This is a genomic window from Cellulosimicrobium funkei (assembly GCF_900155925.1).
In the GTDB taxonomy this organism is placed as follows: Bacteria; Actinomycetota; Actinomycetes; order Actinomycetales; family Cellulomonadaceae; genus Cellulosimicrobium; species Cellulosimicrobium funkei.
Genome location: NZ_FTMI01000006.1, coordinates 247,407 through 261,665 on the forward strand (window position 1 = coordinate 247,407; position 14,259 = coordinate 261,665).

Below are 14,259 nucleotides of genomic sequence, written 5' to 3' on the forward strand. Positions count from 1 at the left end.
TCGATCGACGAAGGGAACCTCGGTGCTGCAACGAATCATCGCCGCCCTCCTGCTCGTGGGAGGGCTGGTCGCCGCCGGCCTCGGTGTCGCGACCGCCACGGTCTGGCGGGACAGCGACACGGTCGTGGCGACCACGGCGTACACCGGCGACGGCACGGTGCTCGTCACCGCGCCCGGGGTCCTCGACCTCGTCGCCGAGGACGTGACGATCCGCGCGACAGCACCCGGTGAGCAGCAGGTCACCCTCGCGATCGGCCGCGAGGCCGACGTGACCGGGTGGGTCGGCGAGGACCCGCACGGCGTGGTCACCGGCCTGTCCGACTGGGACGCGCTCGCGACGCGCGCCGTCGACGCGCCGGCCGCGGAGGACGAGCCCGCGGAGGGCGACGCGCCCGCCGACGGCGAGAGCCCGGCCGAGGGAGAGACGCCCGCCGAGGACGACGCGACCGCGGAGACGCCCGTGGCCGGCGTCGACCCCGCGGGCTCCGACATGTGGCTGGAGGAGGCGACGGGCGCCGGCTCGGCGAGCCTGCGCTGGTCCGACCAGCCCGGCCGCTGGCAGCTCCTCGCCGCCGGCGTGGGCGAGGACGCCGTCGCCCCGACCGTCGAGCTCTCGTGGCCGCGCCAGGTCGAGACGCCGTTCCTGTGGCCCGGCGTCATCGGCGGTGCCGTGCTCATCCTCCTCGGTCTCGGCATCGGGGCGGCGAGCCTGCGCCCGCGCCGCCGCGGGCCCTCGGGCGGCACCGCGACCTCCGCGACCCCGGCGGTCGCGCCGGCCGGCACGTCGTCGGACGACGACGGCGACGCGCGCGACGGCGAGGTGCCGACCGACACGGCCCAGGTGCGCATGCTCACGCGACGTGAGCTGCGCGAGCGCGAGGAGGCCGACCGCCTCGCGCAGCAGCAGGCTCGCGCCCAGAAGCCGCGCCGCGCGTGGCTCACCGGCCAGATCCCGATCGTCGCGCGCGGCGAGCGCCGCCCGCGGACCGCAGCCCAGCCGACCGTCGACGCGAGCGCGCACCCGACCACGGAGGACAGCGCGAGCACGCGCGCCGACGCCTGGCGCCGGGCGTGGGGCTTCACGCCCGGCAGCGACGAGAGCGCCCCGGCGCCCGCACCCGAGAGCGACCCGGACGAGACGAAGGACAGCACCCGATGACCAGCACCGCCCGCGACACGGCCCGCGCCCGCCGCGCCCGTCGTCACCTCGGCGGGGTGGCCGGGGGACTGGTCGGCGCGCTCCTGCTCGCCGCCTGCTCCGCACCCCTCCCGACGCCCGAGCCCGACCCCACGCAGGACCCGCCCGCGCCCGTCCTCACCGAGGCGCAGGAGACCGCCGTGCTCGACGCGGTCGCCGCCGCGCTCGCGGCGGCGAGCGAGACCAACGACGCGGCCCAGCTCGAGGGCCGTGTCACGGGCCCGGCGCTCGCGATCCGCACGAGCCAGCTCGCCGTCGCCGCCGCGCGCGGCAACGCCGACCTCGTGACCGAGCTCCCGACGGAGGCGCAGCAGGTCGTCATCCCGACGACGCAGACCTGGCCGCGCACGTCGTTCGCCGTGAGCGTGCAGCCCGAGAACCTGCAGACGCCGCGCCTCTCCGTGCTGGAGCAGGACACCGCGCGCGGCGACTACCAGCTCTGGGCCTGGGTCCGCCTCCTCCCGGGCGTCACCATGCCGAGCTTCGCGGACCCGAGCATCGGCAGCGAGGACGTCGCGCCCGACGACTCGAGCCTGCTCGTCACGCCGACGGACGCCGTCGCGCAGTACGCCGACGTGCTCAACCTCGGCACGGGCTCCGGGTTCGCGGGGTCCTTCGAGGAGGACTCGTTCCGCACCCTGCTCGCGAAGCGCGCGCAGGACTGGACGACGGCGCTCCAGCCTGCCGCGGGCGCCTACTCGCTGACCTTCACGCCCAACCCGGACGAGCCCGTGCGCGCGGTCCGCACCGCGGACGGCGGCGCGCTCGTGGTCGGTGCGATGACCTCGCAGGAGTCGATGACGGCCGAGGAGGGCGCGCAGGTGCCGCCGGACACGGAGTCGATCAAGGCGCTGTACGGGGGCGCGGCCCCGACGAACGTGCTCAAGGTCGGCTACGTCGACGTCGTCGCGCTCTACGTGCCGCCCGCGGGCTCGGAGGAGAAGATCCGCGTGGTGGGCAACGAGCACGTCGCGACGTCGGTCGCGAACTCCTGACGCTCCGTAGGATTGCGACCATGAGCGAACCCACCCAGCCCACGTTCGACGTGCGCGGCGCGGTCGACCTGTCCGCGCTGACCAGGCCGCAGTCACCCCCGCCCGGCGAGGAGGGCGGCGCGCCCGCCGCGGGCGGGTACGTCGTCGACGTCACGGACGAGACGTTCGGCCAGCTCGTCCAGGACTCGGCGCAGTACCCCGTCGTCGTGCTCCTGTGGATCCCGACGGACCAGGCGAACGCGCAGCTCGGCACCGACCTCGGCGCGCTGGCCGACGAGTACGCCGGCCGCTTCCTCCTGGCCCGCGTCGACGCCCAGGCGTACCCGCAGATCACGGCCGCGTTCCAGGTCCAGGGCGTGCCGACCGTCGTCGCGATCCTGCAGGGTCAGCCCGTGCCGCTGTTCCAGGGTGCCGCGCCCGTCGAGCAGGTGCGCGCCGTGCTCGACCAGGTGCTCCAGGCGGCCGAGGCGAACGGCGTGACCGGTCGTGCGCCCGCGCAGGGCGCCGACGGCGAGCCCGAGCGCCCCGCGGAGCCCGCCGCGGAGCCGGAGCCGGAGCTCCCGCCGCTGCACCAGGAGGCGTACGACGCGATCGAGCGCGACGACCTCGACGCCGCGGTCGCGGCCTACGAGAAGGCGATCAAGCAGGATCCGCGCGACGCGCTCGCCGTCGCGGGGCTCGCGCAGGTCCGCCTCCTCCAGCGCACCCGCGACGCCGACCTCGCGACGGTCCGCGCCGCGGCGGCCGCCGCACCGCAGGACGTCGACGCCCAGCTCGCCATCGCCGACCTCGACCTGCTCGGCGGGCACGTGGACGACGCCCTCGACCGGCTCCTCGACCTGCTGCCCGGCGCCGACGCGGACGGCAAGGAGAAGCTCCGCGTGCGTCTCCTCGACTACTTCGAGGTCGTGGGCCCCACCGACCCCCGCGTCGGCAAGGCCCGCCAGCGCCTCGCGATCAGCCTGTACTGACGCACCCGCGCTCTAGCGACGCACCCGCGCCACGAACGACGGCGGCCGGTCACCGTGAGGTGACCGGCCGCCGTCGTTCATGACCCCCGCATGAGGCGGGACGAAGCCGGGTGGGTGGGGCGGTGGCGCCGGGTCGTGGCGGGCCTGGCGGGAGCCGCGAGGAACGAGCGGCGGATGGTAGACCCGGCGCCACCGCCCCACCCACCACCCAGGGCGACCAGACCACGACCTCGGCGAAACCAGGCCTCTACCTCGGCGGACCAGGCCACTATCTCGGCGGACCGGGCCTCTACCTCGGCGACGGGACGAGGTACAGCGCGCCGAGCGGCGGGACGCGCAGGGCCGCGGAGTACGCGCGCCCCTTCCACGGGACGGGCTCCGCCTCGACCTCGCCGAGGTTGCCGACACCGGAGCCGCCGTAGACCTCCGCGTCGGTGTTGAGGACCTCGCGCCACGCGCCGCCCGACGGCAGCGCGACGCGGTAGCCCTCGTGCGGCGTCCCGGCGAAGTTCACGACGACGGCGACCTCGCTGCCGTCGCGCCCGCGGCGCACGTAGGCGAGGACGTTGTGGTCGGCGTCGTCGGCGTCGAGCCACTCGAACCCCGCGGGGTCGTGGTCGAGCTCCCACAGGGCCGGGGTCGCGCGGTACAGCGCGTTGAGGTCGCGCACGGCGCGCTGCACGCCCTGCCGGCCCGGGTCGGCGGCGAGGCCGTCCCAGTCGAGCGACCGGCCCTCGTTCCACTCGGAGTGCTGGCCGATCTCGCTGCCCATGAAGAGGAGCTGCTTGCCGGGGTGCGACCACTGGTAGGCGAGGAACGCGCGCACGCCGGCGCGCTTCTGCCAGTCGTCGCCGGGCATCTTCCCGTAGAGCGAGCCCTTGCCGTGCACGACCTCGTCGTGGCTGATGGGGAGCACGAACTGCTCGGAGTACGCGTAGACCATGGAGAACGTGATCTCGTGGTGGTGGTACCGGCGGTTGATCGGCTCCTCGGCGACGTAGCGCAGGGAGTCGTTCATCCAGCCCATGTTCCACTTGAGGCCGAACCCGAGGCCCCCCGCGGAGGTGGGCCGGGTGACGCCCGGCCACGCCGTCGACTCCTCGGCGATCATCATGACGCCGGGCGTGCGCCGGTACGCGGTGGCGTTGGCCTCCTGGAGGAACGCGATGGCCTCGAGGTTCTCGCGGCCCCCGTGCACGTTGGGGTGCCACTGGCCGGGGCCGCGCGAGTAGTCGAGGTAGAGCATGGACGCGACGGCGTCGACGCGCAGCGCGTCGACGTGGAACTCCTCGAGCCAGTAGGTGGCGTTGGCGACGAGGAAGTTGCGGACCTCGTTGCGGCCGAAGTCGAAGACGTACGTGCCCCAGTCGGGCTGCTCGCCGCGCAGCGGGTCGGCGTGCTCGTAGCAGGGCGTGCCGTCGAAGCGGGCGAGGGCCCACTCGTCGCGCGGGAAGTGCGCGGGGACCCAGTCGACGACCACGCCGATCCCTGCGGCGTGCAGGCGGTCGACGAGGTAGCGGAAGTCGTCGGGGTGGCCGAACCGGGACGTCGGGGCGTAGTAGCCCGTGACCTGGTAGCCCCACGACCCGCCGAACGGGTGCTCGGCGACGGGCAGGAGCTCGACGTGCGTGAACCCCTGCTCGACGACGTACGCCGTGAGCTGCTCCGCGAGGTCGCGGTAGGACAGGCCCTGGCGCCACGAGCCGAGGTGCACCTCGTAGATGCTGAGCGGCTGCGTGTGCGGGTCGTGCGCCGCGCGCTCGGCGAGCCACGCGTCGTCGGACCACTCGTACCGGGACTCGACGACGACGCTCGCCGTCGCCGGGGGCACCTCGGCCGCCTTGGCGAGCGGGTCGGCCTTCTGGCGCCACGAGCCGTCGGGCCCGAGGATCTCGTACTTGTAGCGCGCGCCCGCGACGACGCCGGGGACGAAGAGCTCCCACACCCCGGTGGACCCGAGCGAGCGCATCGGGTGCGTGGGTCCCCAGCCGTTGAAGTCGCCGATGACGCGGACCGCGCGCGCGTTGGGCGCCCAGACGGCGAACGCCGTGCCGGTCGTGTCGCCGAGCGCGCTCGGGTACGTGCGCACGTTCGCGCCGAGCACGCGCCACAGCTCCTCGTGCCGGCCCTCGCGGATCAGGTGCAGGTCGACGTCGCCGAGCGTGGGCAGGAACCGGTAGGGGTCGTCCACGGTCGTGGACTCGTGCCCGTAGCGGGCACGGACGCGGTAGTCGGGGGCGTGCCGGGTGCCGTCGGCGTCCTGGTGCACCGGCACGACGGCGGCCCACACCCCGTCCTGCTCGTGCACCGCCGGGTGCTCGCCGTCGGCGGTGACGACGACGACCTCGTCCGCGAGCGGGCGCAGGACGCGGACGACGGCCCGCGCGTCCGCGGCGTCGTCCGCGAGGTGCGGGCCGAGCACGGCGTGCGGGTCGAACGTGCGCCCGCCCGCGGCCGCGGCGAGCGCGTCCTGCGGCACGACGACGGGGGGCGGGGTGGCGGAAGCGGCGGGCCCGGTCATGGGGCAACCTTTCCACGTCCCGCGCACCCTCACAGGACGGGCTCGCCGGACGGTCCGGTGCGCGCGGCCGGGCGACCGCGCACGTCAGGCGTTGCCCGCGAGGAGGCGGTCCACGGCGGCGAGGGGGATGGGCTCCCAGTCGGGACGGTTGCGCGACTCGTAGACGACCTCGTAGAGCGCCTTGTCGAGCGTGAGCGCGCGGACGAGCGCCTCCGAGGTCGCGTGGTCGACGCCCGCGGTGTCCGCGCGCTCGTACGCGTCGAGGAACGCGGCGCGCGCCTGGACGGCCCACGCGGCGTCGGGAGCGCGCCCGACGGCGGCCGCGTAGTCGAACGAGCGCACGATCCCGGCGACGTCGCGCAGGGCGAGGTCGGGGCGGGTGCGCTCCGCGACCGGCCGCAGCGGCTCGCCCTCGAAGTCGAGCACCTTCCAGCCGAACCGGCGGGCGTGCAGCACCTGCCCGAGGTGCAGGTCGCCGTGGACGGTCTGGAGCCGTGGGAGGGCGTCGGGGACGCGCGTGACGGACGCGAGCCGCACGGCCGTGCGGTCCCAGAACGTGGCGATCTCGGTCGCGCGCCGGCCGAGCGCGCTCGACGACGCGACGGCCTCGTCCGAGCGGCGCCGCAGGTCGGCGACGAGCCAGCGCGCGTCGACGGGTGAGCCCACGTCGAACGCGCGCCGGAGCGCGGCGTGCAGGTCGGCGAGGACCCGGCCGAGGTCTGCGGCGAGGTCGGCGAACGACGACCCCTGCCCGGCGTAGGCGCACGCCAGGTCGAAGCCGTCGCGCGCGCCGTCGACGAACTCGCTGAGGATGGCGAGGTGCGCCGACCGGGGGGACGCCGGGTCGGGCGCGTGCCCGGGACCGGCGGGGTCGTCGGTCGCGTCCCAGCCCACCTCGAGCCACGCGAGCGGTCGCGGGACACCCGCCCACCCCTGGGCGGCGAGCGCGCGCGGGATCGTCACGTCCGGGTTGGGGCCGATCGCGATGGCCCGCAGGACCTTGAGCATCGTGCCGCCGGCGACGCCGGGCAGCAGCACCGAGCTGTTCGACTGCTCGACGCTCAGCGCCCGCCCGCCCGCGAGGTCGAGCGGGGCGGCGTCCGCAGTCCCGGCCGCGGGGGACGTCTCCCAGTCGGCGACGGCCAGGAGCGCCGCCCAGCACGCGGGGTGCGCGGCGCCGTCGTGCACGAGCCAGGCCGTCCCGGCGGTCACGCCGCCCCCGGCGTCGTGCACCGTCCCGAGCGGCGCGGCGGGCGCGCGCCCCGGACCGGTGGACGGGGCCGTGCCGCCCGGGGTGCGCACGTCGCCCGGGGCCGCGGGCGTCGCGTCGACCGGCTCGAGGACGAGCGGCACCTGGACGACGAGGTCGACGCCGTCCCCGAGCAGCCGCAGCAGGTGGAGGACGACGCGCGGGGCCCGCGCCGGGTCCTGCCCGGCCGTCGCCGGGACGTCGAGCGCGAACGACAGCCACGGCACGTGCCGCACCGCGACGCCCTTGACGGGGTACCACCGGCGCTCCGGCAGCCACGCGTCGAGGAGCGTCATGAGCTCCGAGGAGGGAAGGTCCGTCCGTCGGAGCGTCATGCGCGCCTCCCTGTGGCTGGGTCGTCGGGTCGTCGGCAGGTCGTGCCCCGGGGTGCCCGGGGCCCCGCCGTCGGGTCACGACGGCGGCAGGCTCCATCCGACCACGACGCGCCCGATCTCGCCGGGCGTCAGGGGGTCGTGCCCTCGGGGCCCCCGACGACGAGCCAGTAGAAGTCGCGCGAGCCCCACGTCATGACGACGCGCCCGTCGTCCCCGACCGCCGGGAAGTGCGCGCCGCCGAACACGTCGGTGAGCGTCGCGCCCGCGTGCCCCGGCAGGTGCACCGCCGCGGACCGGGCGGTCGCGGAGAGGTTCGCCACGCACAGGATCGTCTCCGTGGGCGTGCGCCGCAGGAACGCGAGGATCGACTCGTTGTCGCACTCGAGCGCCACGAAGTCGCCCGTGCCGAACGCCTTGTGGCGGCGCCGGACCTTGAGCATGCCGTGCACCCAGTGCAGCAGCGACGTCGACTGCTCGAGCTGCGCCTCGACGTTGACGTAGCCGTAGTGGTGCACGAGCGACTGCACGAGCGGCAGGTACACCTTGCCCGGGTCCGCGGTGGAGAACCCGGCGTTGCGGTCGGGCGTCCACTGCATGGGGGTGCGCACGGCGTCGCGGTCGGGCAGCCAGATGTTGTCGCCCATGCCGATCTCGTCGCCGTAGTACAGGCACGGGCTGCCCGGGAGCGAGAGCAGGAGGGCGTGCGCGAGCTCGACCTCCTTGCGCGAGTTGTCGAGCAGGGGAGCCAGCCGACGGCGGATCCCGACGTTGGCGCGCATGCGCGGGTCGGGCGCGTACCACCCGTACATCGACGCGCGCTCCTCCGTCGAGACCATCTCGAGCGTGAGCTCGTCGTGGTTGCGCAGGAACGTGCTCCACTGCGCGCCCGCGGGGATGTCGGGCGTGTCGGCGAGGATCTCCAGGACCTGGTTCGCGCGCTGGTCGCGGATCGCGTAGAAGATGCGCGGCATGACGGGGAAGTGGAAGCACATGTGGCACTCCGGCTCCTCCTCGGTGCCGAAGTAGTCCACGACGTCGCGCGGCCACTGGTTCGCCTCGGCGAGGAGGATGCGACCCGGGAACTCGGTGTCCACCATGCGCCGCACGCGGCGCAGGAACTCGTGCGTCTGCGGGAGGTTCTCGCAGTTGGTGCCCTCGGCCTCGTAGAGGTACGGCACCGCGTCGAGACGGAACCCGTCGACCCCCATCTGCAGCCAGAACCGCGCGACGTCGAGCATCGCGTCGGCGACGCGCGGGTTCTCGAAGTTGAGGTCGGGCTGGTGGGAGAAGAAGCGGTGCCAGAAGAACTGGCGCCGCACCGGGTCGAACGTCCAGTTGGACGTCTCCGTGTCGACGAAGATGATGCGCGCGTCCTGGTAGCGCGTGTCGTCGTCGCTCCACACGTAGAAGTCGCCGTACGGGCCCTCCGGGTCGGCGCGCGACGCCTGGAACCACGGGTGCTGGTCGCTCGTGTGGTTCATGACGAGGTCGATGACGACACGCATCCCGCGCGCGTGCGCCTCGCTCACGAGCTCGGCGAAGTCCGACGTCGAGCCGTACTGCGGCGCGATCGCGGTGTAGTCGGACACGTCGTAGCCGCCGTCGCGCAGGGGCGACGGGTAGAACGGCGGCAGCCACAGCGCGTCGATGCCGAGCCACTGGAGGTAGTCGAGGCGGTCGATGAGCCCGCGCAGGTCGCCCGTCCCGCTGCCGTCGGAGTCGGAGAACGCGCGGACGATCACCTCGTAGAACACCGCCGTGCGGTACCAGTCCGGGTCGTCGGACAGCCCCGGGCGCGTCTCGACGGGCGGCGCCGGCTGGCGGCGCGGCGGGAGGGCCGCGACGGGGACGGGCGCGGTGAGCGGGGGCACGGGAGCGGGACCGGCGGCGGGTCCGCGCACGGGGACCGGGGCCGCGTCCCGGGGGAGCGTCACGAGGCCCTCACGTGGATGACGTGCGCGACCTGGCGCAGCGGCTCGAGCCGCACGTACACGTCCTGCCCCCAGCCGTAGCTCTCGCCGGTCAGCTCGTCGTGCGCGACGAACGACGGCGCCCAGGGGTCCTGGCCGTCCGCGAGCGGGGGGAGGCCGAGGGCCGCGAGGTCCAGGTGCACGTTCGACTCCTGCGGGGAGTGGGGGTCGAGGTTCACCACGACGACGACCGTGTCCGCCTCGCCGGTCGGCGAGTGCTCGGCCGGCAGGTGGCGCGAGAACGCGAGCACCTGGTCGTTCGTCGTCGGGTGCACCGTGAGGTTGCGGAGCTGGCGCAGCGCGGGGTGGTCGCGACGGATCTCGTTGAGCCGCGCGAGCAGCGTCGAGATCCCGATCTCGTCGGCGAGCGCCCAGTCGCGCGGCTTGTACTCGTACTTCTCGTTGTCGATCTGCTCCTCGACGCCCGGGCGCGGCACGTTCTCGACGAGCTCGTACCCGGAGTAGATCCCCCAGGTGGGGGCGCCGAGGGCGGCGAGCACCGCGCGCACGGCGAAGCCCGCCACGCCGCCGTGCTGCAGGTACGGCGGGAGGATGTCGTGGGTCGTGGGCCAGAAGCTCGGGCGCATGTACGCGCCGGCCTCGCCCGAGACCTCGGTGAGGTACTCCGCGAGCTCGTCGCGCGTGTTGCGCCACGTGAAGTAGGTGTACGACTGGTGGAACCCGATGCGCGCGAGGGTGTGCATCATCGCGGGCTTCGTGAACGCCTCGGAGAGGAACACGACCTCGGGGTTCGTCGCGCGGACCTCGGCGAGCAGCCACTCCCAGAAGTCGAGCGGCTTGGTGTGCGGGTTGTCGACGCGGAACGCGGTGACGCCGCGGTCGATCCACACGCGCACGACGCGCAGCACCTCGGCGTAGATGCCCTCGGGGTCGTTGTCGAAGTTGAGCGGGTAGATGTCCTGGTACTTCTTCGGCGGGTTCTCGGCGTAGGCGATGGAGCCGTCGGCGCGCGTCGTGAACCACTCGGGGTGCTCGGCGACCCACGGGTGGTCGGGCGAGCACTGCAGCGCGAGGTCGATCGCGACCTCCAGCCCGTGCCGCCGGGCCTCCTTGACGAACGCGCGGAACGTGCGCTCGCTGCCGAGCTCGGGGTGGATCGCGTCGTGGCCGCCGTCCTTCGAGCCGATGGCGTACGGGCTGCCCGGGTCGCCGGGGAGCGCGGTGAGGGAGTTGTTGCGGCCCTTGCGGTGCGTCGTGCCGATGGGGTGGACGGGGGTCAAGTAGACGACGTCGAAGCCCATCTCCGCGATCGCGGGCAGACGGCGCGCGGCCGCGGTGAACGTGCCCGAGCGCCAGCGCCCGTCCTTGAGCCGCCGGGCGCCCTCGGAGCGCGGGAACATCTCGTACCACGCGCCCGCGAGCGCGAGCGGGCGCTCGACGCGCAGCGGGTACGTGGCCGACGCCGTGACGTGGTCGCGCAGGGGGGCGCGCTCCAGGACGTCGCGCACCTCGGGCGACGTCGCGGCGACGAGCCGGGCCTCGGCGGGGCGGGTCGCGTCGGCGAGCGCGGCGAGCGCGTCGGCGAGCGTGCGCTCGTCCGCGGGGGTCCGGCGGCCTGGCGTGCCGTCGCGCGCGGGGAGGGGGACGGCGTCGGCGAGGACGCGCTCGAAGAGCCGCACGCCCTCGGCGAGCATGAGCTCGACGTCGACGCCCGCCGCGACCTTGACCGTCGCGTCGTGCGCCCACGTGCCGTACGGGTCGCTCCACGCCTCGACGCGCAGGGACCAGTCGCCGACCGCGTCCGGGTGGAGCGTGGCGCGGAACCGGTCCAGCCCGGGGGCGACGTCGACCATGGGCGCCGTGCGCTCGGAGCCGTCGGGCGCGACGAGGACGGCGGTCGCGGCGACGGCGTCGTGGCCTTCCCGGAAGACGGTCGCCTCGATCGGCACCATCTCGCCGACGACGGCCTTGGCGGGCCACCGGCCGCCCTCGACGACGGGCGACACCTCGAGCACGGGGATGCGTCCGACGGGTGCGGCGGGGGCGGGGGCGGGGGCGCCGCCTCGGGGGCGAGGGGCACCGGTGGCGCGGGGGCGGCGCGGCGCGAGGGCCGGAGGGGTCGACGTCACACGCACAACGTATCGAGGGGCACGGGGCCAGGCACCTGGGGGAGGGGTCGGCGCGTCGCGCACGGGTCGCGCACGATAGCCGGGTGAAATTTCATGCAAGCGTTACACACAGGTTGCGGCGCGGGGGTGTGCACCGGCGCCAGGCTGCGTAGTCTCGTCCCCGTGAGAGCCATCCGACGGTTCACCGTCCGCACCCTGCTGCCCGCCGAGCTGCGCGACCTGGACGAGCTCGCGCACAACCTGCGCTGGTCCTGGCACGCGCCCACGCGCGACCTGTTCGCCGGTATCGACCCCGAGACGTGGGCGGCGGTCCACGGCGACCCCGTCGCGCTGCTCGGTGCGCTCGGTCCCGAGCGTCTCGCGGAGCTCGCCGCCGACGGCGCGTTCGTCGAGCGCGTGCGGGCCGCGGCGGCCGACCTGCGCCACTACCTCGACGACGCGCTGTGGTACCAGCAGCGTGCCGCGGAGGCGTCGGAGGCGTCGGAGGGTGGCGGCTCCCTCCCGGCCGCGATCGCGTACTTCTCGCCCGAGTTCGGCATCACGTCCGTGCTGCCCCAGTACTCCGGCGGCCTCGGCATCCTCGCCGGCGACCACCTCAAGAGCGCGAGCGACCTCGGCGTGCCGATCGTCGGCGTCGGGCTCCTCTACGGCGCCGGATACTTCAAGCAGTCGCTCACGCGCGACGGCTGGCAGGTCGAGACGTACCCGCTCCTCGACCCGGACGGCCTGCCGCTCACCCTCCTGCGCGACGACGACGGCACGCCCGCGCGCGTCTCGCTCGCCCTGCCCGGGGGCCGCACACTCCACGCGCACGTGTGGGTCGCGGCCGTCGGCCGCGTGCCGCTGCTCCTGCTCGACTCGAACGTGCCCGGCAACGACGAGGCCGCGCGCAAGGTGACCGACCGCCTCTACGGCGGCGGCGGCGAGCACCGCCTCCAGCAGGAGCTGCTGCTCGGCGTGGGCGGCGTGCGCGCGCTGCGCCTGTGGTCGCGCCTCACCGGCGCGCCCGAGCCGGAGGTCTACCACACCAACGAGGGCCACGCGGGGTTCCTCGGCGTCGAGCGCATCCGCGAGCTCGTCGAGCAGGGCCTCACGTTCGACGCGGCGCTCGAGGCCGTCCGCGCCGCGACCGTCTTCACGACGCACACGCCCGTGCCCGCCGGCATCGACCGGTTCGGCCGCGACCTCGTCACCCAGTACTTCGGCGGCGACATGGCGGTCGACGGCCTGCCCGTCGAGCGCGTCCTCGCCCTCGGGGCCGAGGACTACGACGGCGGCGACCCGACCGTGTTCAACATGGCCGTCATGGGCCTGCGCCTCGGCGGGCGGGCGAACGGCGTCTCCCTCCTGCACGGCGAGGTGTCGCGCGGGATGTTCGAGGGCCTGTGGCCGGGCTTCGACGCCCGCGAGGTCCCGATCACCTCGGTGACGAACGGTGTCCACTCGCCCACGTGGGTCGACCCGGCGCTCGCGGCCCTCGAGGCCGAGCGGCTCGGGCTCGACGAGCTCACGGCCGAGCACGCGTCGTCGCGCTGGCTGCGCGGCGACGGGGAGGGCGCCGTCGGCGACGGCGAGCTCTGGGCGATCCGCCGCGAGATGCGCGGCCGGCTCGTCGACGAGGCGCGCCGCCGCGTGCGCAAGTCCTGGCGCGAGCGCGGCGCGACCCCGGCGGAGCTCGGCTGGGTCGACGACGTCCTCTCGCCCGACGTCCTCACCATCGGGTTCGCGCGCCGCGTCCCCACGTACAAGCGGCTCACGCTCATGCTCCGCGACCCGGAGCGGCTCAAGGCGCTGCTGCTGCACCCCGAGCGACCGGTCCAGCTCGTCGTGGCGGGCAAGTCGCACCCCGCCGACGACCAGGGCAAGCGGCTCATCCAGCAGCTCGTGCGCTTCACGGACGACCCCGAGGTGCGGCACCGCATCGTCTTCCTGCCGAACTACGACATCGCCATGGCGCAGTCGCTCTACCCGGGCTGCGACGTCTGGCTCAACAACCCGCTGCGCCCGCTCGAGGCGTCCGGGACGTCGGGCATGAAGTCGGCGCTCAACGGCGGCCTCAACCTGTCGATCCTCGACGGGTGGTGGGACGAGTGGTACGACGGCGAGAACGGCTGGGCCATCCCGACCGCCGACGGCGTCGAGGACGCGGACCGTCGCGACGACCTCGAGGCCGCCGCGCTCTACGACCTCGTCGAGCAGCAGGTCGCGCCCCGCTTCTACGACCGCGACGCCGACGGCGTGCCCGGCCGGTGGCTCGAGATGGTGCGGCACACGCTCGCGACGCTCGGCCCCAAGGTCCAGGCGACGCGCATGGTCGGCGAGTACGTCACGCGCCTGTACGCCCCGGCCGCCGCGGCCGGGCGCGCGCTGGCCGCCGACGGGCTCGCACCCGCCCGAGAGCTCGCGCAATGGAAGCACGCCGTGCGCGACGGCTGGTCGCGCGTGCGCGTCGACCACGTCGACTCGGCCGGCATCGGCGAGGTGCCGCAGGTCGGCGACCGCCTCACGGTCCGCGCGTACGTGTCGCTCGGCGACCTGCGCCCCGAGGACGTCCAGGTGCAGGTCGTGCACGGGCGCGTCAGCGAGGCCGACGTCATCGAGGAGTTCACGGCCGAGCCGCTCGCGCTGGCCGAGACGTACGAGGCCGGCCGCTACGCGTTCGCGGGCGAGGTCGTGCTCGACGCGTCCGGACCGTTCGGCTACACCGTCCGCGTCGTCCCGACCCACGACGGCCTCCCGAGCGTCGCCGAGCTGGGCCTCGTCACCAACGCCTGACGCCCTCCGCCGAGGTAGAGCCTCCGCTCGCGAGGTAGAGCCCTGGTCGCGCGAGGTAGAGCCGAGGTCACGCGAAGTAGAGGCATGGTCGCGTGAGGTTGCGCCGAGGTAGCGCCCTGGTCGCGCGAGGTAGAGGTGCGGTCGCGTGAGGCGGC

8 protein-coding genes are annotated in these 14,259 nt (G+C 74.7%); 4 read left to right on the plus strand and 4 right to left on the minus strand.

The genetic code is table 11. From position 1 onward, the window contains the following. Positions 1-22: 22 nt before the first annotated feature. From BXA05_RS15955 to BXA05_RS15965, 3 genes are read left to right on the plus strand one after another with little or no spacing between them, the layout of a single operon-like run. Positions 23-1,159 carry a hypothetical protein gene (locus BXA05_RS15955; protein WP_076406014.1) on the plus strand — a complete coding sequence of 379 codons (1,137 nt, stop codon included), beginning with the start codon at positions 23-25 and terminating at the stop codon, positions 1,157-1,159. Next, entirely contained in the window at positions 1,156-2,193 is a 1,038-nt protein-coding gene (locus BXA05_RS15960; RefSeq protein WP_076406016.1) for a DUF8094 domain-containing protein, read from the plus strand. Before BXA05_RS15955 ends, BXA05_RS15960 begins: the two co-directional genes overlap by 4 nt. Positions 2,194-2,213: 20 nt before the next feature. Then, the gene (locus tag BXA05_RS15965; protein ID WP_034653561.1) at positions 2,214-3,164 is read left to right on the plus strand and encodes a tetratricopeptide repeat protein; all 951 of its coding nucleotides are present in this window, start codon (positions 2,214-2,216) and stop codon (positions 3,162-3,164) included. 289 nt (positions 3,165-3,453) lie between these two features. Here the strand turns inward: BXA05_RS15965 and glgB are convergent, their stop codons facing one another. The 4 genes from glgB to BXA05_RS15985 all read right to left on the minus strand — a co-directional run bounded on the left by glgB (position 3,454) and on the right by BXA05_RS15985 (position 11,329). Continuing rightward, complete coding sequence (gene glgB, locus BXA05_RS15970) at positions 3,454-5,685, minus strand: 1,4-alpha-glucan branching protein GlgB (RefSeq protein WP_076406017.1); 2,232 nt, start codon at positions 5,683-5,685, stop codon at positions 3,454-3,456. An 84-nt stretch (positions 5,686-5,769) separates the two neighbouring features. Continuing rightward, a complete protein-coding gene (locus BXA05_RS15975; protein WP_076406019.1) occupies positions 5,770-7,269 on the minus strand; it encodes a hypothetical protein in 1,500 nt (499 codons plus the stop codon). A 128-nt stretch (positions 7,270-7,397) separates the two neighbouring features. Continuing rightward, on the minus strand, positions 7,398-9,140 hold the full coding sequence (gene treS, locus BXA05_RS15980) for a maltose alpha-D-glucosyltransferase (RefSeq protein WP_372490696.1): 1,743 nt from the start codon (positions 9,138-9,140) through the stop codon (positions 7,398-7,400). A gap of 59 nt (positions 9,141-9,199) precedes the next feature. Next, on the minus strand, positions 9,200-11,329 hold the full coding sequence (locus tag BXA05_RS15985) for an alpha-1,4-glucan--maltose-1-phosphate maltosyltransferase (protein ID WP_170963187.1): 2,130 nt from the start codon (positions 11,327-11,329) through the stop codon (positions 9,200-9,202). A gap of 162 nt (positions 11,330-11,491) precedes the next feature. Here BXA05_RS15985 and glgP point away from each other — a divergent pair, with 162 nt between their 5' ends. Then, positions 11,492-14,104, plus strand: coding sequence for an alpha-glucan family phosphorylase (gene glgP, locus BXA05_RS15990; protein ID WP_076406022.1), 2,613 nt, complete (start codon positions 11,492-11,494; stop codon positions 14,102-14,104). Positions 14,105-14,259 lie beyond the last annotated feature (155 nt).